Origin of the sequence: Anaerobutyricum hallii (genome assembly GCF_900209925.1) — a bacterium.
Classification (GTDB): domain Bacteria; phylum Bacillota; class Clostridia; order Lachnospirales; family Lachnospiraceae; genus Anaerobutyricum; species Anaerobutyricum soehngenii.
Genome location: NZ_LT907978.1, coordinates 1,018,200 through 1,040,828, shown reverse-complemented (window position 1 = coordinate 1,040,828; position 22,629 = coordinate 1,018,200). Strand labels below are relative to the sequence as shown.

The following is a 22,629-nucleotide window of genomic DNA, read 5'->3' as shown; positions in this document are numbered from 1 at the left end:
TCTATTCTTCTTCTCTTTCTAGAAGTCCCATCATAACCTGTTCCGCTGTAATTGGAAGGGTTCGGAAACGAAGTCCTGTCGCATTATATACTGCATCCGCAATTGCCGGTGCCGGTGTATTGATTACAATCTCTCCGATAGACTTTGCTCCATAAGGACCGGTTTGCTCATAACTGCTCTCAAATTCCACGCTGATACTGCCCATATCAAGTCGTGTAGGAATCTTATAGGACATAAAGTTTCGATTCTTCATCTTTCCTGCCTCTGTATACTGCACATCTTCATACAGAGTCATTCCCATTCCCTGCACAATACCACCTTCTGTCTGTATACGTGCAAGGTTCGTATTGATAACGGTTCCACAGTCTACGGCAGCTACGTAATTAATTGGAGTAATCTTTCCGGTTTCTAAGTCCACTTCAATCTCTGCGGCTCCTGCCATAAATGGTGGTGGTGAAACTGGTGAAGTATGAGACTCCGTCACTTCGATTATTCGTCCCTTCCCTGCTTCTAAACTTGTAATCAGATCAGATAATGTCATGCTGTGTTCTGGATTATCATTCTCGCTGATCGTCTCTCCATCAAAATCTACTTCGCCTGACTTTAGTCCCATAATTGCAGCTGCTTCCTCACAGATTCTCTTTCTCATGGATTCACATGCCTTTACAACTGCACCACCGGTAACATACGTTGTACTTGAAGCATAGGAACCACTATCATATGGCGACTGATCGGTATCTACTCCACGAACAATGATGTTATCCATATCACAGCCAAGACCATCCGCTGCCATCTGTGCAAGAATAGTATCACAACCGGTTCCCATATCAGAACATCCAATCATTAATGTGTAAAATCCATCATCATTTAACTTAAGCTGAACAGATCCTACATCCAGACCACCTATACCGGAACCCTGCATTGCCATAGCCATTCCTACAGAACGAACCGTATGCGGACCCGTTTTCACATAAGGATACTTTTCATCCCATCCAATCATTTCTTTTACTTTAGCGACACATTTATCAAGATTACAAGACTTTGTTACTTCTCCAAAATAATTCGTTAAAACGTCGCCTTCTTTTACCATATTCATTTCACGAATCTTAACCGGATCCATATTTAATTCATGTGCCAGTTCGTTCACAGCAGATTCTACTGCAAAAATCCCCTGCGTTGCCCCGTAACCACGATAAGCTCCGGCAGACACTACATTCGTATAAACAACCTCGGTCTTGAAGCGGAAAGCTTCCATATTGTATAAAGATAATGACTTCGTACCTGATAAATCTACGGTTGTCGGACCATGTTCTCCAAATGCACCGGTATTAGAGAGTGTAGATAAATCTATTCCCCGAATTCTTCCGTTTTTATCTGCTCCTAATCGTACATGTACCTGCATCTCATGTCTTGGTGAACCATGAATAAAACATTCTTCTCTTGTAAATACTATTTTAGCCGGCTTTCCAGTTTTATAAGTTACAAATGCCGGATAAATTTCTACTACCGCCGTCTGTTTTGCGCCAAATCCTCCACCAATTCGCGGTTTTACCACTCTGACCTTGGATTTCGGAATATTTAATCCTCTGGCAACGATTCTTCTTGCATGAAACGGAATCTGTGTAGAGGATATTACCTTGATTCTTCCGTAAATATCAATAGAAGTAAAGGCACAAAATACTTCCATCATCGCCTGGCTCACTGCCTTTGTATGATAGGTCCGATCAATAATATACTCACATTCTGAGAGTACTTTATCAATATCACCATTACCTCTGCACTGAGAAGCACAGATATTTCTCTTTACATCGTTTCCGATATTACTCTTGACTACATAATTATCTTCCGGATGAATAATGATTGGATTATCAATTGCCTTCGTAAAATCAAGAATTGGTTCTAATACTTTATATTTTACCTTAATTCTCTTCATAGCCTGATTTACGCAGTTCTCATCTTTTCCGGCAATAATCGCAACCGGATCACCGTTATATCGAATATGCTGATCAAGAATAAGTCTGTCATCCGGGCTTGGCTCAGGGAAAGTCTGTCCTGCCTGGGTATATCTTTTCTCTGGTACATCTTTATAAGTAAAAACCGCTTCGATTCCAGGAACTTTTAATGCTGCATCCACAGAAATATCTTCAATCCAGGCATGCGCATGAGGACTTCTTAATAACTTCACCACCAGACAATCCGCCGGGGCAATATCATCTGTATATACCGGGCGGCCGGAAAGAAGAGCCTGTGCATCTTTTTTTACGATTGCTTTATTTACAAATCTGGTATTTTCCATCTTTTGTATTATTCCTCCACTCCAAAATATTTTGCAAGGGCACGATACTGACCCTGATATCCCGTACATCTACATAAATTACCAGCTAAATATTCCTTTACCTGCTGCATTGTCGGATTCGGAATTTCTCGTTTTAAAGCCAGTACATTCATTATCATTCCCGGACTGCAGTAACCACATTGATCTGCTCCTTCCTTCGCAAGATAATCTGAAAATTCTGCTGCCTCTTCCTGTACACCTTCTAATGTTGTAATCTTATGTCCTGCTGCTCTCGCTGCCGGAATACTGCAGGAAAGAACCGGTTTTTCATCCATCCATACCGTACAAAGCCCACAGTTTCCTGTATCGCAGCCTCTTTTCATGCTCTTATAACCCTGTTCTCTTAAAAAGTCTAACAGCATCTGATCCGGGGTTGTCTCTGCCTGAATCTTCTTTTCATTTATAAATAACTCTATTATCATCTGTCTATTCCTCCGTAAGCCGGGAAATACAACGGCTAATCAATACTTTTGACAACTGCTTTCTATACTGTTTGCTTCCTCGGATATTGCTGCCATACTGAAGTTTATCGATTACTCTCTTGGCATATGATGCTACATCTTCTTTCGATAAAGAATCTGCCAGTTCCTCATCAATTACTACCTCTGCATGTTTTGGTCTTGCACCAAGGACTGTTTCAAAACGACCATCTACCATGGCCATCGCACAGGTCAGTGTTGGAAAATCGGTTTCTGTCATTCTAAAACTTTCATATGCAGTCTTTCTTCCGTCCTTTTTCACATAGATATGTGTCAAAATGTCGTTATCTAATGGCATATAAATAAATTCTCTTAATGAAACTTCTCCTTTTTTATAGAGGATAACCTGTGTATCACATGCTAAAAATGCAGTCAGAACATCTGAAAAGCCTAGTTTCGGAAAAATACTTCCACCTACTGTCGCACAATTTCTAAACTGCACCCCAACAATGTGACGAACTGCTTCTTTAAATAAATCCTGAAACTCTTTATTCAATCCCTCATGCATCTCAATGTCACGTAATGTTGCCATACATCCGATTCGAAATCCACTCTCGTCTTCTTCTATACAATCTAATCCAAGTGTAGATAAATCAATCGCATTTAAAATATTTCTGTTTCCCATCTTCAGCCACAGGTTTCCACCAATAATGACATTGTTTCTTCCTTTTTGGTTCAGTTCCCACGCCTGTTCGAGAGACTCTGCCATAATATAATTTCTTATTGTGTGCACTTTAACTCTCCTTTGTATTTTATTATCTGCCTACAAGAAAAATCCTAACTTACAGGATTCTACGTTAATTTATTATTATACATGAAAATCTTTATATTTTCCATACCTCAGCAAAATCCTATGGAAAAATACTAAAAATCTTTTTTAATATCAGAGGACTTATGTATGCCTCTAGGTAACATCCTACAAAAAACAATCCTATTATAAGTAAAGTTATGATAATCCTGTCTTTAAGTAAGGTTTGCGAATTCCCATGCCTTCCCCTTGAAATAGCCATATAAAAATTTCCAATGACCGCATTTCGGAACAAGTAAATATATATGATAATAAAAATCATACCATAAAAAACATATTGTGGAAATAAAAAGCAGACTCCTCCGATCATGCCTGTCCAACCATATTTTAATACCATAACAGAAAGCAATATTCCAATAAATATTGATGTTATATAATCCAGAAGACAAAAAACAATATATGGCGAAAACAAAAACAGACCAATAAAAAATAATATTAACTGTCTGAAACGTACAAAAAATACATACGAACAAAATGTAGATAAATCTATATTTTCTAACATCTTCATATACTCTGTAAAATCAAGAAAATCAGATAGTTTAAATATCTGCATTTTCATCGTAATATTAAAAAAAAGCGTTCCCGTTATCAATCCTGCTATATACAAAATCCCAAGAACTCTTTTGCCTTCAATCGTATAATACATAACATCCTCCCTGCAAACATATTTATTAAAATATATTCACAGAAAATAATCTTATGATTTAATTCATTAGAAGCGGAAATCCAGCCTTCTATCATCATGGTACCGGGAGGAATCCCATGTAAAAAGTATTATTAAAAAAAGCAAAATTCTTTCTCAAGAATTTTGCTTTTTTATTCTAATCTGTATCAGTCTTCTGCTTATAAGATAAATATCTTACTTTGCGTAATCAACTGCTCTCGATTCGCGGATCACATTGACTTTAATCTGTCCCGGATAACTCAATTCATTTTCAATCTGTTTTGAAATATCCCTTGCTAATAAAATCATGTCAGAATCACTTACCTGTTCAGGAACTACCATAATTCGAATTTCTCTACCGGCCTGAATGGCAAAAGTCTTATCAACTCCCTTGAAGGAGTTAGCTATATCTTCTAACTGTTTTAATCTTGTCGTATAAGTTTCCAATGTCTCCCGTCTGGCACCAGGTCTTGCAGCAGAAATCGTATCTGCTGCCTGTACGATACAGGCAATCAGGCTTGTTGGCTCAACATCACCATGGTGAGATTCCACTGCATTAATTACGACAGAGGATTCTTTGTATTTCTTACACAAATCCACACCTATTGAAATATGAGAACCTTCCATCTCCTGATCGACAGCCTTGCCGATATCATGGAGCAATCCGGCTCTTTTTGCCAAACGTACATCTTCGCCTATCTCTCCAGCTATTAAACCGGATAACTGGGCTACTTCGATGGAATGTTTCAATGCATTCTGTCCGTAGCTTGTTCGATATTTCATCTTACCAAGCAGACGAACCAATTCAGGACGAATTCCATGTACACCTACTTCTAAAACAGCGGCTTCTCCTTCTTCCCTCATTGTCTGCTCTACTTCATTCTGTGCCTTCTCCACCATCTCTTCGATCCTTGCCGGATGAATTCTTCCATCAACAATTAACTTCTCAAGAGCAATTCTTGCAACCTCTCTCCGAACCGGATCAAAGCTTGATAAAATAACTGCCTCCGGAGTATCATCAATAATCAGATCGACTCCTGTCAATGTTTCTAAAGTACGAATATTACGACCTTCACGACCGATAATTCGTCCCTTCATCTCATCATTCGGCAGCTGAACTAAAGAAATTGTTGTCTCGGCTACATGGTCTGCCGCACATTTCTGAATCGCTGTTACGACATATTCCTTTGCCTTTTTGGATGCTTCTTCTTTGGCCCTAGTCTTCATTTCTTTGACCATGACCGCCATTTCCCTTTTTACGTCATCTTCGACAGTTTTAAGCAGATAATCTTTTGCTTGTTCAGAGGTTAATCCTGAAATCCTTTCCAGTTCCTGCAGACGTTTTTCATGCAACTCTTCAACTTTTGCTTTCTGTTTTTCGAGAGCGCCTTCTTTATGGGCGAGAGACTGTTCTTTCTTCTCTAATACATCAGATTTACGATCAAGTGCTTCTTCCTTATTCAGGACACGTTTCTCATATCTCTGAAGCTCCATTCTTCGTTCTCTACTTTCCTTCTCAAAGTCATTCTTAGCTCTGAGCGCTTCTTCTTTCGCTTCTAATAATGCCTCTCTTTTCTTTGCTTCGGCATTCTTTAACGCATCATCAAGAATCTCTCTTGCCTTTTCCTCCGCACTTCCTACTTTCGCTTCTGAAACACTCTTACGATAAGCGATCGTTGCAAAAACAGAAATAACGGCAGTCAGAACAACTGCAATCAGAATAGCAATCACAGTAATTGGTGACATATCTACAGGAGCACCTCCTTATTTAGTTTTCATTGTACAAAAGTACAACACTTAGATTCTATACTTATATTGACAAAAAGTCAAGTATAATATGAATCTACTATAAAAACTGCACAGATTATTCCGTCATTTTATCCTATATAATATTACTTATGCCAAAATTTAAAAGATATTCAAATTTTTCTTTGTTAACGCTATCTGTATTTCTCTTTTTTCCCGAAATCCAGACAAGTACGCAGTAAATCCGTTCCAAAAAAGTCTTTATTGCTCAATGAAAGAAGTTCTCTGTATCACTTTCTTCTTCTAATAATTCCCCGGCTTTTGTCATCGCTTCACGAATCAACTCACTATTGTAGCCTTTTCGCGCAAAATGTGCATAAATCTTCTGTCTTGAAGCATAATCAAGCTGCGGAAATCTTCTCATATACTTCTTTACCTGCATCAGTATATCTTCCATCTCCTGACCGCCTTCTTCTTCAAAGACGGTTTCTAACACCTGCGATGAAATTCCCTTCTTTTGAAGCTCCATCTTAATCTGTAAAAAACTTTTTCTTCCTTTTTTAAAATAAATATAGTCTCTGGCATACTGAACATCGTCCACATACCCGCAGGTTCTGACATAAGATATCGTCTCTTCAAGCGTTTTTGTATCTGTAAGTGACTGCTGAAGTTTATCTCTTAATTCCTTCTCTGTCTTATCTCTTTTCGCTAAAATTGCAATGGCACGATGCTTTGCTCTTGGCAAAGCGTACTGAAGACGAATCCTTTCGAATTCGTCTTCTTCTAACATACTGCCTTCTAAAAGCTTTAACTTCTTTATCTCTCCCGGATAGAGATAGATTCCTTCTCTTATTCCCGGATCCACGTAAACCTTCTTCTTATCCGTTTCCCTCAGTGTAACTGTATAACTCATCTTTTTATTCTTCCGTTACGAGGTTGTCAAACTTATCTTTCGCTTCTTCCGTATCCGTAGCCTGCACAGCAGTTTCTACTACGGTATCGGCAGGAAGTCCGTAATATTCTCTTACCTGTACTTCTACTTCTGCCATGATCTCAGGATGTTCTCTTAAGAACGTTTTCGCATTCTCTCTTCCCTGACCAATCTTCTCTCCTTTATAAGCGTACCATGCTCCACTCTTCTGTACTGCATCTACTTTCACTGCAAGATCAATCAAATCTCCTTCTCTGGAAATTCCCTGACCAAACATAATATCAAATTCTGCTTCTTTAAATGGAGGCGCAACCTTATTCTTAACTACCTTCACTTTTGTATGGTTACCAATGATTTCTCCACCCTGCTTAATTGCCTCTACTCTTCGTACATCCATACGAACAGAAGCATAGAATTTAAGAGCACGTCCACCTGTTGTCACTTCCGGATTACCAAACATGATACCAACCTTCTCACGAAGCTGATTGATAAACACTACTGCACAGTTGGAACGATTAATCACTCCGGTAAGCTTTCTCATCGCTTTAGACATTAGTCGGGCATGAAGACCAACCTGCTGATCATCCATATCTCCCTCAATCTCTGCCTTAGGTACTAAAGCTGCCACTGAGTCAACAATAACAATATCAAGTGCACCGGAACGAATCATCGTCTCAGCAATCTCCAATGCCTGCTCTCCGTTATCCGGCTGAGATATGTAAAGATTGTCAATATCTACACCGATCTTCTTTGCATACTGTGGATCAAGCGCATGTTCTGCATCAATAAATCCTGCTATTCCATTCCTCTTCTGTGCCTCAGCAATCATATGAAGGGCAACGGTTGTCTTACCACTAGATTCCGGACCATAGATTTCAATGATTCTTCCACGCGGAACACCTCCGACTCCTAGTGCCACATCAAGACTGATTGAGCCTGTAGGAATCGCCTCGATATCTATATTCGCACTGGAATCCCCCAGCTTCATTATGGATCCCTTTCCATAATTTTTCTCTATTGCGGCTACCGCATTATTCAATGCGGCAAGTTTCCCTTCTCTGTCATCTCCAAGGTACTCCACTCTGCCTGCATTCATATTCTCTTTCTTACTTGCTGCCATGCTATTCTAATCCTTTCTAATAATAAAATTAATAAAATCTATAATACTGATAAAATATTCTTTCTCGTATCATTAGTATAGCACATTTGTTCTTTAAAAACAAGCGTTCGCAAAAATTTGTTCGTATTTTATCGATTATCTACCTTTTCCGGATAAAGATCATGATTTACAAGACGATCCATGGCCACTTTTTCCCACATTGTTCCCGGCTTTCCATAGTTAGTATACGGATCGATCGATATTCCTCCTCGCGGAGTAAACTTGCCCCACACTTCAATGTACTTCGGCTCCATAAGCTGAATCAGATCCTTCATAATGATATTTACACAATCCTCATGGAAATCCCCATGATTTCTAAAACTGAATAAATACAACTTTAAAGACTTGCTCTCTACCATCTTCACATCCGGGACATAGGAAATATAAATCGTCGCAAAATCCGGCTGTCCGGTCATTGGACAAAGACTTGTAAACTCCGGGCAGTTAAACTTTACAAAATAATCATGATCTTGATGTTTATTTATAAAAGTTTCCAGCATTTCCGGTGCATAATCCTGCGGATACTTTGTTTTCTGATTTCCAAGGAGAGTCACTCCCTGTAATTCTTCCTTTTCTCTGCTCATATATTTCTCCATTTTTACTTTTATTATTATTTGCTATTTATTTCATTCCAATTTACAAAAAACGTCCCTGCACTCCGAAATCATCACAGTACTGAAATGTAGTATATACATTTTCTTTTGGTACTTTCAAGTCTTCCTCCATAATTGCAAAAATCGCTTCATTGAACTTTTCACAATCCGTTCTTGTCACTCCTGTTTTAAAAACAACATGAACATATGCTCCATATTCAAGGAATTCTCCTCCTTTGTAAATATGTTCATCAGAAGAAATAGACACCATAAGGCCTGCTGCCGTCTTTCCCGGTACTGTTGTGATTGCCTCCCCTAACTTCTCTGTAAGAATTCTTTCCTGTTTTCTTGATGCCTGCTTTGCTAACTTTACTTCAATATATGGCATAATATATCCCCCTTTTCTTTTTCTTTTACTTTCCCTTAATGTAGTTCCGGAACCGCATTCTTATAAGTAGTAAAATGATAGATCAGATCAAAACAATATCTCTCTTCACTTTTTTCTACTATACTCCAGTTTTCTTCTTTATCAAGATTCGGCATCCATGTATCCGCCTGATATTCATAATCAAGACGGGTAATATATGCCGTATCACAATAAGGAAGCAACATATGATAAATACTTTCTCCACCTGTTACAAAAATACTTTCTGTGTCATATTTGGAAAGTTCTTCCCACAATTCTTCTTCGCTGTGAACAACAATTGCTCCTTTTCCATTATAATCTTTTTTATGTGTTAAAACAATATTAACTCTATTCGGAAGAGGTTTCCCTCCCGGAAAACTTTCTAAAGTCTTTCTTCCCATAACAATAACATTTCCTGTTGTCATTGCACTGAAGTTCTTCATATCTTCTGAAATACGTACTAAAAGTTCTCCATCTTTTCCAATAGCCCAGTTTTTATCTGCTGCTGCGATCAGTTTCATTTTTCTCCTCCTATCATACTCTACGCTTTCGGAATCTTTTCACAAAAGCAAATGCAGTGAGAACTCCGAAAGTACATCACTATTTATATTGCAATCGGAATATTCTTTATCTGTGGACCGGCCTGATAATCTTCAATCATAAAATCATCTACTGTAAATTTATAAAAATCCTTTACCTCTGGATTCAATGTAACTTTCGGTGCCGGATAAGTTGGCCTCTTTATCAGTTCCTTTATGATTGGGATATGACGATCATAAATATGCGCATCAGCTATCACATGGACAAGTTCTCCCGGCTCAAAACCACTTACCTGTGCAAACATCATAAGCAATGCTGCATACTGTACAACATTCCAGTTATTCGCTGCCAGAATATCTTGTGAACGCTGATTTAATATCGCGTTTAGACGATTGCCGGTTACGTTAAATGTCATGCTGTACGCACATGGATAAAGATTCATCTCGTGAAGATCTTCATGAACATAAATATTCGTCATAATCCTGCGGCTAAACGGATTCTCTTTTAAATCAAATAATACTCTGTCTACCTGATCCATCTCTCCTTCTTTATATTTATGCTTCTTACCAAGCTGATAACCATATGCTTTTCCGATCGAACCGTCTTCATCGGCCCATTCATCCCAAATATGGCTATTTAAATCATGCACATTATTAGATTTTTTCTGCCATATCCATAAAATTTCGTCAATTGCCGAACGAATATATGTCTTTCTGAGGGTAATTGCCGGAAATTCTTTCGAAAGGTCATAACGATTTACCACACCAAACTTTTTAATGGTATATGCATACGTTCCATCCGGCCATTTTGGTCTTACCTTTTCCCCTTCTGTACTATAACCATTTTCTATAATATCACTGCACATATCAATAAACAACTTATCTGCATAGCTCATATCGTAACTTCTCCTTTTTTATTCCTTATGTAATATACTCCTGGAATCTGTTTATGCTTTACTTTACTCCAAAAGTATATGTATTATCATTATTCGAAATCATATCGTATATTGTCAAACTGATTAGTAATTGATTTTCTTTTTAAAAAGTATTAGAATAAAATATAACAATCATACCAATACTTTCATTCGGAAGATTCTTCATGGGAATGCCTGAGGAATCAGAACCGACTGAATACAGAAAGGGCGTAATTATGAAAAAACATCGTATTATTTCAATTGCGTTATCCGTAATCGGTATCGCAGCAACAGTATCTCTGGCAGTATATCTTTTAAAAGACCGCATAAAAGGTTGTCCATTCTGCGGTAACAACTCTTCTGATGAACCCGAAGAAGATATCTTTGATTCCGATCTTGATGATTTAGAAGAGTTTGTTCCAGTAGAAAAAGAAGAAAAACCTTCTTCCCAGACAAAGATCCGTCGAGGATACATTCCATTAAAATTCCATTCCCATGAGGAAGAGGACGCTTAATTTTTAAGATCATTATTTTATCTATTGTACTTTATTTATAATGATTTTCCGGAGGCTGCAGGATTTATCTTGCAGCCTTTAACATTTCTTTTAATTCTTCTACACTGAAGGTATAGTGAGAATTACAGAAATGACAATTCACTTCAATCGGCTTTCCTTCTTCGATCATATCGGTGAGTTCCTTTTTTCCTACACTGACCACTGCCCTTGATACTCTTTCTTTTGAACAGTTACAATAAAACTCTGTAGGAATTTTATCTTCAATTGTCATATCCATTCCTTCAAACAACTCTGCCATCATATCTTCCGGTGTCTCCCCTTTGTCAAGATGTGAAGTTACAGAAGTAAAGTCTTTTAATCGTTCTTCTAACGCTGTGATAACTTCATCGCTGGCAAATGGCATCATCTGAATCATAAAACCTCCGGCCTGTCTTACCGTATTCTCCTTATTCATAAGAACCCCTAATGCTACTGATGTAGGAATCTGTTCAGAAGATGCAAAATAATAAGTCAGATCCTCTGCAATTTCTCCGGTAATCAGGTTTGTCTGTCCAGAATACGGTTCTTTTAAACCAAGATCTTTAATTACAGTAAGAACACCATTTCCGATTGCTCCACCTACATCAAGCTTTCCCTGGGCATTTGGAGGAAGCATAACATCTTTATTATAAACATATCCCTTTACCCTCGCCTTCGCATCAGATGTCACAACAAGCCCGCCCATAGGACCGTCTCCCTTAATCTGAACCGTAACAATATCGCTGTCATTCTTACACATACTTCCCATCATTGCTGTTCCTGTCATTAATCTTCCAAGCGCTGCTGTAGCAATCGGACTTGTGTTATGAATCTGTCTTGCTTTCTCTACTAATTCCTTTGTATTCGCAGCAAAAAAACGTACCTGTTTGTCAGCTGCCATACCTCTTATAATATAATCACTCATTCTAATTCCTCCTGTTTTTTCCATGTTCCTGCGCAACTACCACGATCCGGCCACTATCCGGCTGTGGAGCCTGCATCGTATATTCCTCATAGGCCTCTAAAAAAATCAGACCACTTTCTTCTAATAATTGTTTTATTTCATCAAGCGTATATCCCCTCTGGATATGCTCTTCCTGAAATTTTTGGTAAATGTTTCCTTCTTCCTGTACAAATACTTTAAGGTCAATATCATTCAAATGACTTTCCTCATCATATTCATTAAACCAGATGAAACTAACATCTTCCCTATCTTCTGCAATCACTGTCTCTCCGATCAGCTCGCGGTATTTATATTCTGTATTGAAATCAAAAATAAATAACCCTTCCGGATCAAGATAATTATTTACCAGCTGAAAAACTTTCCTTAATTCTTCCTTTTTTGTAATATAATTCACGCTGTCACAAACAGAAATTACTGCTTTTACCGTCCCATACAATTCAAACTCTCTCATATCCTGTAAAAGATAGAGGAAATCCTGTGAAGTCTTTTCTCTGGCAATCTGCAGCATCTCTACAGAATTATCTACTCCAATCATATCAAATCCCGCCTTGCCAAGCAAAGTCATCAGCTTTCCTGTTCCACATCCAAGTTCCAATACCAGACCTTCTGTTATCTTTCTGTCCTGCAAAAGATTTAAAATAAATTGTGCCCACTCTTCATAAGGCACATTATCCATGAGTTCATCATATACTCTGGCAAAATTTTCGTAACTTCCCATTTATTTTTCCTCGATTTCTTTTCCTATCGTTTCCGTCACATAGTTTCGTCTGTTTTTAATGATCGAATCTTTAATGTGCTCTCGGAATCTTTATGTGCTTGATTTTGTGAGTACATTTTATAATAACGGAGCAAAAATCCGCAAAATTCCCTGTAGCAATAAAAAAAACATATTTTTTTTGCACATTTCTTCTGTAATGTGGTTACAGTCTTCTAACGTATCTAATATGTCCTGCTTAATAGCCATGACTGTATCACAATCATATAAGAAAAGCCCATTTTCAAAATGTAGATATAAGCTGCGGTAATCAAGATTAATTGTTCCGACTGTTGCAATCTTATCATCACAGACAGCACACTTTGCATGAACAAATCCCGGTCTGTACTGAAAAATCTTTACGCCTCCTTCTACAAGCTGAGGATAATAAGACTGTGTTACAAGGAAGATCATCTTCTTATCAGGTATTCCCGGTGTAATAATCCTTACATCAACCCCACGCTTTGCTGCTAGGATCAAAGCCGTAACAACTTCATTGTCGATAATAAGATACGGTGTGAAAAAATAAATATATTTCTGTGCGCTGTTGATCAGATTAATGTATACACTCTCGCCTACAAATTCTGAATCGAGGGGATGATCCGAGTAGGGAAGAACAATTCCCCTTTCTTTTTCCGGCAATAACGCTACCTCTTCCAAAGAAAACTTCTCATAGTCAAGCTTTTCTTTTTCCGGTGCAAATGCATTCCACATCTGTAAAAACATCTGTATCATACTGTATACCGCTTTTCCCGTTATTCGCACTCCATTATCTTTCCAGTAACCAAATCTCTGCTTTTCATTAATATATTCATCTGCAAAATTAATCCCACCCGTAAATGCAGCATTTCCATCAATTACAAGAATTTTTCGATGATCTCTGTTGTTAAATACGGTAGAGAAAACAGGAATATATCTGTTAAAAACTACACACTTGATTCCTTTTTTGCGGAGAGAATCTGCATAATGTGATGGAAGATTAAAAATACATCCAACATCATCATACATAACCCTTACATCGACTCCTGCCTTTACTTTTTCCTCTAAAATATCAAGAATCGTGTTCCACATAATCCCTTCTTCTATAATAAAGTATTCCAGATAAATATACTTCTGCGCTTTCTTCAGTTCCTCAACCATAATACGAAAACATTCTTCTCCAGAAGGATAATAATCTACTTTTGAATCTTTATATGCTGGAAAGCCTGACTGATGTTCCAGATAATAAATCTGCGATGCTGTACTCCCGTCTGTAAGCTTCAATTCTTCTTCAATCTGTGGGTCAATTTTTAAATGCCTCTCGCTCTCTTCTATCATGGGTTCTAACTTTTTACGAAGATAAGATATTGGTTGTTTTCCACCTATTGTAAGATATAAAAGCCCGCCAAAGAGTGGAAATAACAATATGACAATAACCCACACCAGTTTCACTGACGGATTATCACTCCGGTTCATTATATATATAACGACTAAAATGCTAAGTATTTTAAATGCAGCTGTAATATACTGACTGTAAGATGTAAATTTAAGAAATAATCCAACAAACCATAAAACCTGCAAAAAAATAAGAAAAGTCACAATAACAATACGTTGTGATAGAAATTTCAAAAATTTACGCATTCTCTCCTCTTCTTTCCTCTAATTCACGTATTTCAAATAGAACGCACATGAGGATTGCATTCTCACTAAGACCAATTTATTAATTACTCGCCACTTATGGAAGTGAGAATTTTCTCGACTGAGATAAACTTTTTCAATGAAAAAGAATATAAATAAATCTCACTGACTCTTTTTTCTAAAATCTGCTCAAGGGCTGCTTTATAATATAACATCTGATTCCCGTATCGGTCAAGAAGCTGCTGCTCTTCCCCTTCTTTAATCTGGTCTGTCTTATAGTCAATTAAACACAGATGATTCCCCATATCTGCACAGGCATCTATCACACCCTGTACAACAACCGTATCCTCTGCTTCTGTGTCCTGATTGATCAGAGAAACCGGCAGCCCTACTGTAAATGGGAGTTCTTTTTTTACTTTACCTGCCTCATCCATTTTGCGTATTTTTTCGCCTTGTTCCGAAAATAAAAATGCTTCTATTCCCCGATACAGCCACTTAGCGGAAATCTGTTTTGATTCAGGATAATTCTGTTCTAAGTCAGTAATCCAATCAAAAAGCTGTTTTTTCGTCTGAATTTTAGCAAATGGAAGCATTTCCATTATTTTATGAACGATGGTTCCCTTCGCCGCTCCACCGACTTCTTCTCGTTCTTCTTTAAGAAACTGTGGGATGATCTTTTCTTCCTCGTCCGGCTCATACACAACACTCTCTTCATTTGGAAGCGTTATCTGCGAAAGGGATTTTAACTCTGAAACAGAATACTTTCTCTTCCACTTTGTTGCTTCCATATTTGGATATACATGAGAAAAAGCTTTCTTAATCAGAGAACTGTCCTGCCCTTCTACGTATTCCTCCATAAAATGCCGATAGGAAAATGCAGCTTCTTCTCTTTCTCTGGCATCAAAAAATTCTTCTATATCAGACCAACTAAATAATCGTGCTTTCAGCCATATTTTATCTGTGTTTTGAAATTGTTCTGCCATAACCGGAAGAATCCAATCCATCATACTTCCTGCACGCCATTTTTGCGCCTGTATACTTGCCCGCATCCCAGCTTCTAACTCTTCTGATTTTATCACCCCTGTAAGAATCAGCTTTCTCTTTGCTCTGGTCATTGCAACATACAAAATTCTCATTTCTTCTTCAAGGGTATCTTTCCACACTTTTTCCTGAATGGCTTTTTTCATCAATGATGGATGATGAAACCGTAGTGTTGTATTCACACATTCCATTCCGATGCCAAGTTCCGGATGGCAAAGAACTGCCTTATTTAAATCCATACGATTAAATTTTTTAGACAAGCCGCTTACAAACACTACTGGAAATTCTAACCCCTTGCTTTTATGAATCGTCATAATCTTTACGACATCTTCCTCTTCCATACTGGTTCCGGCTTCTCCCATTTCGATTTCATAGGATTTAAGCTGCTTCATATAGCGATTAAAATAAAACAGGCCTTTAAATACCGTTTTTTCATAATCTTCTGCTTTTTTTAGAAGCATTAAAAGATTTTCTTTTCTCTTTTCTCCATCCGGCATAAGCTGCACATCATAATAAAAACCTGTCCTCTCGTAAATATCCCACAACAATGTGCTAAGCGGCTGTTCCTTTTTTTGCTGTCTGAAATAGAGCAGATCCATAAGAAAATCCCGAATCTTTTTCTTTAATTCTTCTTCTGTTCCTTCCTGCATATAAAGACGCATAAAGTCATATAACGTATATTTCCCACGCACAGGTTCTTCAATGAGTACCCGGAGTTTCACCAGTTCTTCTTCTGTAAATTTTCCAATAGAAGATAACATGACTGATGCCATCGGAATATCCTGATATATATTATCTACAATAGAAAGATAATTCAACATGACTGTAATTTCTCTTGTCTGAAAATACCCTGTTTTATTATCACAGCTTACCGGGATTCCCTCTTGCTCTAAAAATTCAGCCATCGGTTCCATTCTTCCTGCCCCGGATCTTAACAAAATTACCATATCCCCATAGTGATAACCTTCTTCAATTAATTCTTTGATTCTTTTACAGATGACCGCACTTTCTGCCAAAATATCTTCCGGAACTTCTTTCAGTGCCGATGCACTGTCTTTTTGGAAAAATAAAATTTCCGAAGTTTCTTCATCCTGCATCATCGAACCACCATCTCCCGGACGAAGTGCTGTCTTTTCATTATAGTCAACCCCGCCAAACTCTTTTTCCATCAACTGCGAAAAAATATAGTTTGTGAATGTCAATACTCCCGGTGCACTTCGAAAATTATCCCGAAGTTCAATAGAAACTCCTGCATCAGCCTGCGATATATATTGGTCTTTTCTTCTTAAAAACAAATCTGGTCTTGCCTGTCTGAAACGGTAAATACTCTGTTTTACATCCCCTACAGTAAATAGTGAATTGTGTTTCTTATTCAACAGCATTTCTAGTATTGTTTCCTGTACAAGATTTGTATCCTGGTATTCATCCACAAAGATCATCTTATACTTTTTTGATAATTCCTTTGCCGTTTCTGAAGGCTGTGCCGCTCCCTGTTCATCATAAGATTCTACTAAAAGTTCTAATGCAAAATGTTCTAGATCATCAAAATCATAAACATTTTTTTCTTTTTTACACAAAAAATATATCTCTGCAAATCGCTTTGTAAGAGCCATATATTCTTCTAAAAGAAGATAGATTACTGCTGCTTCCCTCTGCAATTCTTCAGCCGGTGCCGTAAATACATTCTCTTTCTGACTATTGATCTGTTCTCTTACCTTCTGATGAAACTCTTTTACTTCTTCATATAATCCCCACTCTTTTTCTTTTTTAGCTGCTCTTGGAAAAGAAGAAATAGATTTTTGAGATAAGACTTTATAATAACTATTGTAATCTTTTGCTTGGGTCAGAGAATTTATATATTCTTTTATCTCCTGAAGAAGTCCTGTATATTTTTCAGGAGCATCTTCAGTGACACTCTCTAAGAGCTGATACAGTTCTTCCTGTATTTGTAAACTTTCCTTTTGTGCTTTGGAAAGAAGAAGAGTCACTGCGGTAGAAGTATCCCAGCCATCTTTTCCTGCAAGAATCGCTGCCTCTTTCCCTGTCTTTTCAAACCAGCCGTCTGCATTAGGAAAACTGCGTGAAAAATGATACAAATCTTCGATCATTTCTTCAAGAACGGTATCATTCTTTCCCGGCGCATATGCTTCAACAAATTGTAGAAAGCTTTCTCTTCCTGAGGCATATGCTTCCTCTAATACCTGTTCTACTGCCTGTTGACGAAGCAGAAATAATTCCCCTTCTTCACCAATTCGAAAGGAAGGATCTATCGCAAGCTCATTATAATGTGTCCGAATGAGATGATTACAAAAACTGTGTATTGTTGAAATATCCGCCTGCCGGATCTTTCTTATCTGTTTTCTAAGATAAAGATTATCCGGATCTTTTTCCAGGCGTTCTTCTAATTCGGTTCCGATACGTTCTTTCATTTCCGCCGCTGCTGCATTCGTAAATGTCATTACAAGAAAACGATCTGCTTCTATCGGATGTTCTTTATCCATGATTAATTCTGCCATACGACTTACAAGAACTCTTGTCTTTCCCGCTCCTGCTCCGGCAGATACCATGATATTTTTCCCTCTCAGAAATATTGCCTGTTCCTGTTCTTTTGTATAATTCATCTTACTCTCCCTCCTCTCTTATTTTTTCTAAAACTTCTTCTACAGATAAACTCTGAAAACTCTGATATTCATATCCCGGCAATTTCACATCAAATCCACATACATCGGCAAACGGACAATAATCGCAGGCTGTTCCCTTTTTATTTCGGTACGGTCTTGGACGAATTTCTCCTTTATAAATCCTTCCTCCAAGTTCAGCCGCTTTTCTTTTTGCATACCCGCCCATATAATGAAAATCCTGTGTCCCCATTACCGGAGAATTTTTATATGGTTCCCCTGATTTTTTCAGACGGACCGGCATAGACAGAAAGTCACCGTCAGGTGCCTCAAGTTTATTTAAAATATCTCCATCACTATTCGCCATTCCAGACATGCGGAAATTTTTAAGCAGACTCTCTTCCTCTGCATGATCTGCTTTAATGATAGGATCTTGTAACTGATAATAGAACACACCGGCAGGTGTTACTTCTTTCTCTGTTTCTTTATGATATATCTCCTCTGCTGCATTCATATAAATAATCAACTGTAGTTCCAGTCCATAATAAAAATCTTCCATTTCAAACTTTTTAGCACCGGATTTATAGTCGATCACACGCATAAGAACCCTGTCATCTTCTTCACAGACATCCACCCTGTCAATCGTTCCTAAAAGAAACATTTTCCGTCCATTTGAAAGAGGCACTTCAGCCTCTCTTAATCGCTCCTGCTTTCCAAAGTGAAGTTCAAAACGATCCGGTTCAAATTCACTGTTCTTTAAATGTGCACGAAGAACTCCTATTGTCCTTCTCATAATTCGCTCTACCGTCTTTATCTTATATTGATTTCTTGAAGAACTGTAAAACACATCACCAAGATTCTCATCCATAGCAGTTTGCAATGCTTCCGAAATATATTCATTCTGCACCTTCTCCGGAATTGTTTTCCAGCTATAGTCTGACTCCTTCACCTTTTTTGAAAAAGTTTCCAGTGCCTTATGGAAAAGATTTCCCAAATCCATCGGTCGAATTTTGTATTCTTCTCTTTCTTTTAATTCCAGACCATAAATACAATAATACTGATATGGACAGGCAGCAAATCGTTCCAGCCTGGTTACACTGCCTGAAATTTCTTTCCCATAAAGTTCTTCCATTAAATCTTCCGATAATTTTGGTTCCTCATATGATTCTTCCAGATACTGTCCATATTTTTCCAGATCTTTTTTCTTTTCTGAATACTGATCCCAATAATTTGCTAACATAAGAAAGGCTTTATTCTTTTTTATTTGTTCGGGATGGTGTTTCATTTGAAGAAGCCCCTGCAATAAAAACTCTCTGCTATCTTCCTCATTAAAATAATATCTTTTTTCTTCCTCTGGATATTTCTTTCTATTCAGCTTTGGAAAAAGATAAGTTAAATTCTTTTGAAGAACAGAAGGTCGAAGTGCTGTCCCGTCACTGTCCGTTAATGAATAGGAAAAATAGAGCTCTTCCGTTGGCTTAGAAAATGCCATATACATATAAAACTCATCTTCCATCGACTGCTCTAAAAGATTTTGTGACAGAGTAATTCCATATTGCTTTAAAAGTTCTTTTTCATCATCACTAATGATTCCTCTATCTTCTAAATTCGGAGGAATCTTTCCGTCATTCATCCCTGTAATGAACAAAACTTTTATCTCATGCAGACGAGATCGTTTCAAATCTCCAAGCACGACCTGATCCATAGATAACGGAACAACGCCAAGCCCCAGAGAGTCCAAACCGGCATCCATAATTTCTCCAAGTTCTTTTATCGTCATCTTCTCTTCCCCGAAAATCATGACAATCTTATCTATCAGCGAAATCAATAATTCATATAACTGTCTGTATTCTGTTGCTTTTACATAATCTCCTGCATCCTCTGCCTTTTGTGCACAGTAAGAAAACTTTTCTTCAAAAGCCAGTTCCGTCATTGTCAAATAAAGCGCTTTCATTTTATCTTTTACTGAAACTTCTTTATCCCTCATTACCTGACAGAAATGCTCAGTTTCTTTCATAAAACGTTCCTGCAAAGTATGCAGTTCCTTTATCATGTCTTCCTCTTTGTTCTTTAAGCGCCGGACAAATGGTTTTTTCCACATAGAAAGTCCTCTGATACCTGCATAAAGAACATAGTTTTCCAGATAATCGGCTTCTTCATCCATAAGATCAGACATTCCTGACTTCAGATAACGAAAAACACTCTCATAAGAATAGTCCATCTGTGCAAGATGGAATAGTGACCTTACTGCCTCAACTCCAGAATGATAGGATACCTTTTTTTTCGTATCTTCAAATACCGGAATATTTAAGATTGCAGCCTTTCGTTTAAACGCAGATGCATATTCTGCAACATCTCCGGAAAGAACAGCAAAATCCCGATATCTATATCCTTTTTGTCTCACAAGCTGTTCTATTTTATGCATAACATAATCTGCTTCTCCATCAGGATTGCGGCATACTGTCATATGAATTCGTTCTGGAAAATCATCATATGATTCTCTGTTATTCTGGAATAAATGTTGTTCTAAAAAAGCTGCTTCCGGATTATTTATAAATCTAGGAGCGATTTTTTCTCTAAGATTAACTATCTCTTCTACTTCCTGCATATTTTCTTTACAAAGCATCAGCAATGCATCTGCTGTTTTCTTACTGGCATTGAATAAATCTTCCGACAGTCCTTTTTGTCCCGGAATAAATTCAGGAATCGTCACCGTTACATTAATCTGAGCAGCCACCTTGAGCAATTCTCTTAAAAAAGAAATCTGTACCGGTGTAAATCCTGCAAACCCGTCAAAATAAAAGACTGCATTCTTTAACATCGGCGCCTTCTCTGTAAATTCTCTGGCAATATCAAGAATCTGTTCTGTTACCATAAACCTTCCCTCTATTGCCTTTTCAAAATGCTCGTAAATTCTTCCAAGTTCTTCACATTTATTACAAAGAGATTTGTTCTCGTCTAACTGCTTTGTTACTTCTTCCACCTGTTTCCATGAAACACCATAACCAATAAACTCCATAAGCATTGATTTTAGTTCATCAATAAAACCTGGCTTCTTCATGCTTTTTTTGAAATAAAGGAAATCCCCTTCCTCTTCTGAAAGAATCTTTCTAAGCATCATTGATACGCCCAGATCTTCTAGTATTTCTTTTGGCTGATAATTACATTCTGCAAAAATACGATAGGACAGACGATGAAAGCTTAGTACATCTATATTAAAAAATCCATGTCTTGGATGCATCTTTACTATTTTACGCTGCATCTCCAGACTGAACTGTTCCGGTACAATAACATAATATTGTTTTTCCGGAATCTCTATAGAACGACGGATCACTTCCTGCACCAGATATTCTGTTTTTCCCTGTCCACTTCTTCCTGTAATATATCTAAGCGCCATTCTCTATTCCTCGTTCCAGTTACTGAGTTCTTCTCTTAATACAGCTAACAGATCACTTTCCGGTATCTTCCGGACTACCTGTCCTTTCTTGATAAGGAGTCCTTCTCCCTTTCCACCTGCAATTCCAATATCGGCCTCTTTGGCTTCTCCCGGACCATTTACAACGCATCCCATAACAGCTACTTTAATATTTAAACTATCAAACTCTGTTACCATTTTCTCTACTTCATTCGCCAGTCCGATAAGATCAATATTCGTTCTTCCACAAGTAGGACAGGATACTACCTCGATTCCACCTTTTCTAAGGCCGAGTGTTTTTAATATCTGCTTTGCTGAAGCAATTTCATTTACCGGATCTCCCGTAAGCGAAACTCGAATCGTATCCCCAATCCCCTGATTTAAAATAATACCAAGACCAATTGCTGATTTGATATTTCCGCGGAACAAAGTTCCTGCTTCGGTGATGCCTACATGAAGAGGATACTGACACTTTGGCGCTAATAATTCATGCGCTCTGGCACACATTAAAACATCGGACGACTTAATACTTACTACAAGATTATCGTAGCCCATATCTTCTATCATCTTCACTTTATCAAGTGCGCTCTCTACAAGCCCCTCTGCAGTCACTTTTCCATACTTTTCTATGATATGTTTCTCTAATGAACCACTATTTACTCCGACACGAATCGGCACATTATATTCTTTTGCTTTATCAACGACTGCCTTTACTCTTTCAGAAGAACCGATATTTCCCGGATTGATTCTTATTTTATCTGCTCCATTCTCAATTGCTGCAATCGCCATACGATAATCAAAATGAATATCTGCTACGATTGGAATATGAATTCTTTTTTTAATTTCTCCAAGTGCTTTTGCTGCTTCTAATGTAGGTACCGTAGAACGAATAATATCACATCCTGCTGCCTCTAACTCAAGAATCTGTGCTACGGTTGCCTCTACATCTTCTGTCTTCGTATTCGTCATAGACTGAATCAGAATCGGATTTCCTCCACCAATCACCCTGTTTCCAATTTTCACTACCTTTGTTTGTTCTCTGTACACAGCAGTTCCTCCTTTTTATAACGTACATATTTGCCAGAAAAGAGCCTGCCGCACCTTTAGCTGCAA

18 protein-coding genes are annotated in these 22,629 nt (G+C 37.8%); 1 reads left to right on the top strand and 17 read right to left on the bottom strand.

Annotated features, from left to right (window positions below; translation table 11 throughout):
* Nucleotide 1: 1 nt before the first annotated feature.
* The 11 genes from EHLA_RS04760 to thyA all read right to left on the bottom strand — a co-directional run bounded on the left by EHLA_RS04760 (nucleotide 2) and on the right by thyA (nucleotide 10,556).
* Entirely contained in the window at nucleotides 2-2,296 is a 2,295-nt protein-coding gene (locus EHLA_RS04760; protein ID WP_096239503.1) for a xanthine dehydrogenase family protein molybdopterin-binding subunit, read from the bottom strand.
* An 8-nt stretch (nucleotides 2,297-2,304) separates the two neighbouring features.
* A complete protein-coding gene (locus EHLA_RS04755; protein ID WP_096239502.1) occupies nucleotides 2,305-2,757 on the bottom strand; it encodes a (2Fe-2S)-binding protein in 453 nt (150 codons plus the stop codon).
* A 4-nt stretch (nucleotides 2,758-2,761) separates the two neighbouring features.
* Complete coding sequence (locus EHLA_RS04750) at nucleotides 2,762-3,547, bottom strand: FAD binding domain-containing protein (RefSeq protein ID WP_096239501.1); 786 nt, start codon at nucleotides 3,545-3,547, stop codon at nucleotides 2,762-2,764.
* Between the two features lie 118 nt (nucleotides 3,548-3,665).
* Nucleotides 3,666-4,268: a stage II sporulation protein M gene (locus EHLA_RS17105; protein ID WP_096239500.1), complete on the bottom strand. Its 603-nt coding sequence runs from the start codon at nucleotides 4,266-4,268 to the stop codon at nucleotides 3,666-3,668.
* Nucleotides 4,269-4,481: 213 nt separating this feature from the next.
* Nucleotides 4,482-6,032 carry a ribonuclease Y gene (rny, locus tag EHLA_RS04740; protein WP_021907206.1) on the bottom strand — a complete coding sequence of 517 codons (1,551 nt, stop codon included), beginning with the start codon at nucleotides 6,030-6,032 and terminating at the stop codon, nucleotides 4,482-4,484.
* Nucleotides 6,033-6,300: 268 nt separating this feature from the next.
* Nucleotides 6,301-6,945, bottom strand: coding sequence for a regulatory protein RecX (locus EHLA_RS04735; protein WP_096239499.1), 645 nt, complete (start codon nucleotides 6,943-6,945; stop codon nucleotides 6,301-6,303).
* A 4-nt stretch (nucleotides 6,946-6,949) separates the two neighbouring features.
* Nucleotides 6,950-8,059 (bottom strand): recombinase RecA, encoded by a 1,110-nt coding sequence (recA, locus tag EHLA_RS04730; protein WP_096241555.1) that lies wholly within the window; start codon nucleotides 8,057-8,059, stop codon nucleotides 6,950-6,952.
* Between the two features lie 152 nt (nucleotides 8,060-8,211).
* On the bottom strand, nucleotides 8,212-8,706 hold the full coding sequence (gene queF / locus EHLA_RS04725) for a preQ(1) synthase (RefSeq protein ID WP_021907209.1): 495 nt from the start codon (nucleotides 8,704-8,706) through the stop codon (nucleotides 8,212-8,214).
* Nucleotides 8,707-8,758: 52 nt separating this feature from the next.
* Entirely contained in the window at nucleotides 8,759-9,103 is a 345-nt protein-coding gene (locus EHLA_RS04720) for a hypothetical protein (protein WP_021907210.1), read from the bottom strand.
* Between the two features lie 35 nt (nucleotides 9,104-9,138).
* Nucleotides 9,139-9,642, bottom strand: a complete 504-nt coding sequence (locus EHLA_RS04715; RefSeq protein WP_021907211.1) for a dihydrofolate reductase — start codon at nucleotides 9,640-9,642, stop codon at nucleotides 9,139-9,141.
* A gap of 83 nt (nucleotides 9,643-9,725) precedes the next feature.
* Nucleotides 9,726-10,556 carry a thymidylate synthase gene (gene thyA / locus EHLA_RS04710; RefSeq protein WP_021907212.1) on the bottom strand — a complete coding sequence of 277 codons (831 nt, stop codon included), beginning with the start codon at nucleotides 10,554-10,556 and terminating at the stop codon, nucleotides 9,726-9,728.
* Nucleotides 10,557-10,810: 254 nt separating this feature from the next.
* Between thyA and EHLA_RS04705 the strand changes: the two genes are divergently transcribed.
* Entirely contained in the window at nucleotides 10,811-11,089 is a 279-nt protein-coding gene (locus EHLA_RS04705) for a hypothetical protein (protein WP_123864837.1), read from the top strand.
* Between the two features lie 64 nt (nucleotides 11,090-11,153).
* Here EHLA_RS04705 and hslO read toward each other — a convergent pair whose 3' ends face one another.
* From hslO to ispG, 6 genes are all read right to left on the bottom strand, one after another.
* Nucleotides 11,154-12,032: an Hsp33 family molecular chaperone HslO gene (gene hslO / locus EHLA_RS04700; RefSeq protein WP_096239497.1), complete on the bottom strand. Its 879-nt coding sequence runs from the start codon at nucleotides 12,030-12,032 to the stop codon at nucleotides 11,154-11,156.
* 1 nt (nucleotide 12,033) lies between these two features.
* On the bottom strand, nucleotides 12,034-12,789 hold the full coding sequence (locus tag EHLA_RS04695; RefSeq protein WP_096239496.1) for a class I SAM-dependent DNA methyltransferase: 756 nt from the start codon (nucleotides 12,787-12,789) through the stop codon (nucleotides 12,034-12,036).
* Between the two features lie 117 nt (nucleotides 12,790-12,906).
* Nucleotides 12,907-14,445: a cardiolipin synthase gene (gene cls / locus EHLA_RS04690; protein WP_096239495.1), complete on the bottom strand. Its 1,539-nt coding sequence runs from the start codon at nucleotides 14,443-14,445 to the stop codon at nucleotides 12,907-12,909.
* Between the two features lie 83 nt (nucleotides 14,446-14,528).
* Complete coding sequence (addA, locus tag EHLA_RS04685; protein WP_096239494.1) at nucleotides 14,529-18,104, bottom strand: helicase-exonuclease AddAB subunit AddA; 3,576 nt, start codon at nucleotides 18,102-18,104, stop codon at nucleotides 14,529-14,531.
* A gap of 1 nt (nucleotide 18,105) precedes the next feature.
* Nucleotides 18,106-21,498 (bottom strand): PD-(D/E)XK nuclease family protein, encoded by a 3,393-nt coding sequence (locus tag EHLA_RS04680; RefSeq protein ID WP_096239493.1) that lies wholly within the window; start codon nucleotides 21,496-21,498, stop codon nucleotides 18,106-18,108.
* A 3-nt stretch (nucleotides 21,499-21,501) separates the two neighbouring features.
* Entirely contained in the window at nucleotides 21,502-22,563 is a 1,062-nt protein-coding gene (ispG, locus tag EHLA_RS04675; protein ID WP_096239492.1) for a flavodoxin-dependent (E)-4-hydroxy-3-methylbut-2-enyl-diphosphate synthase, read from the bottom strand.
* Nucleotides 22,564-22,629 lie beyond the last annotated feature (66 nt).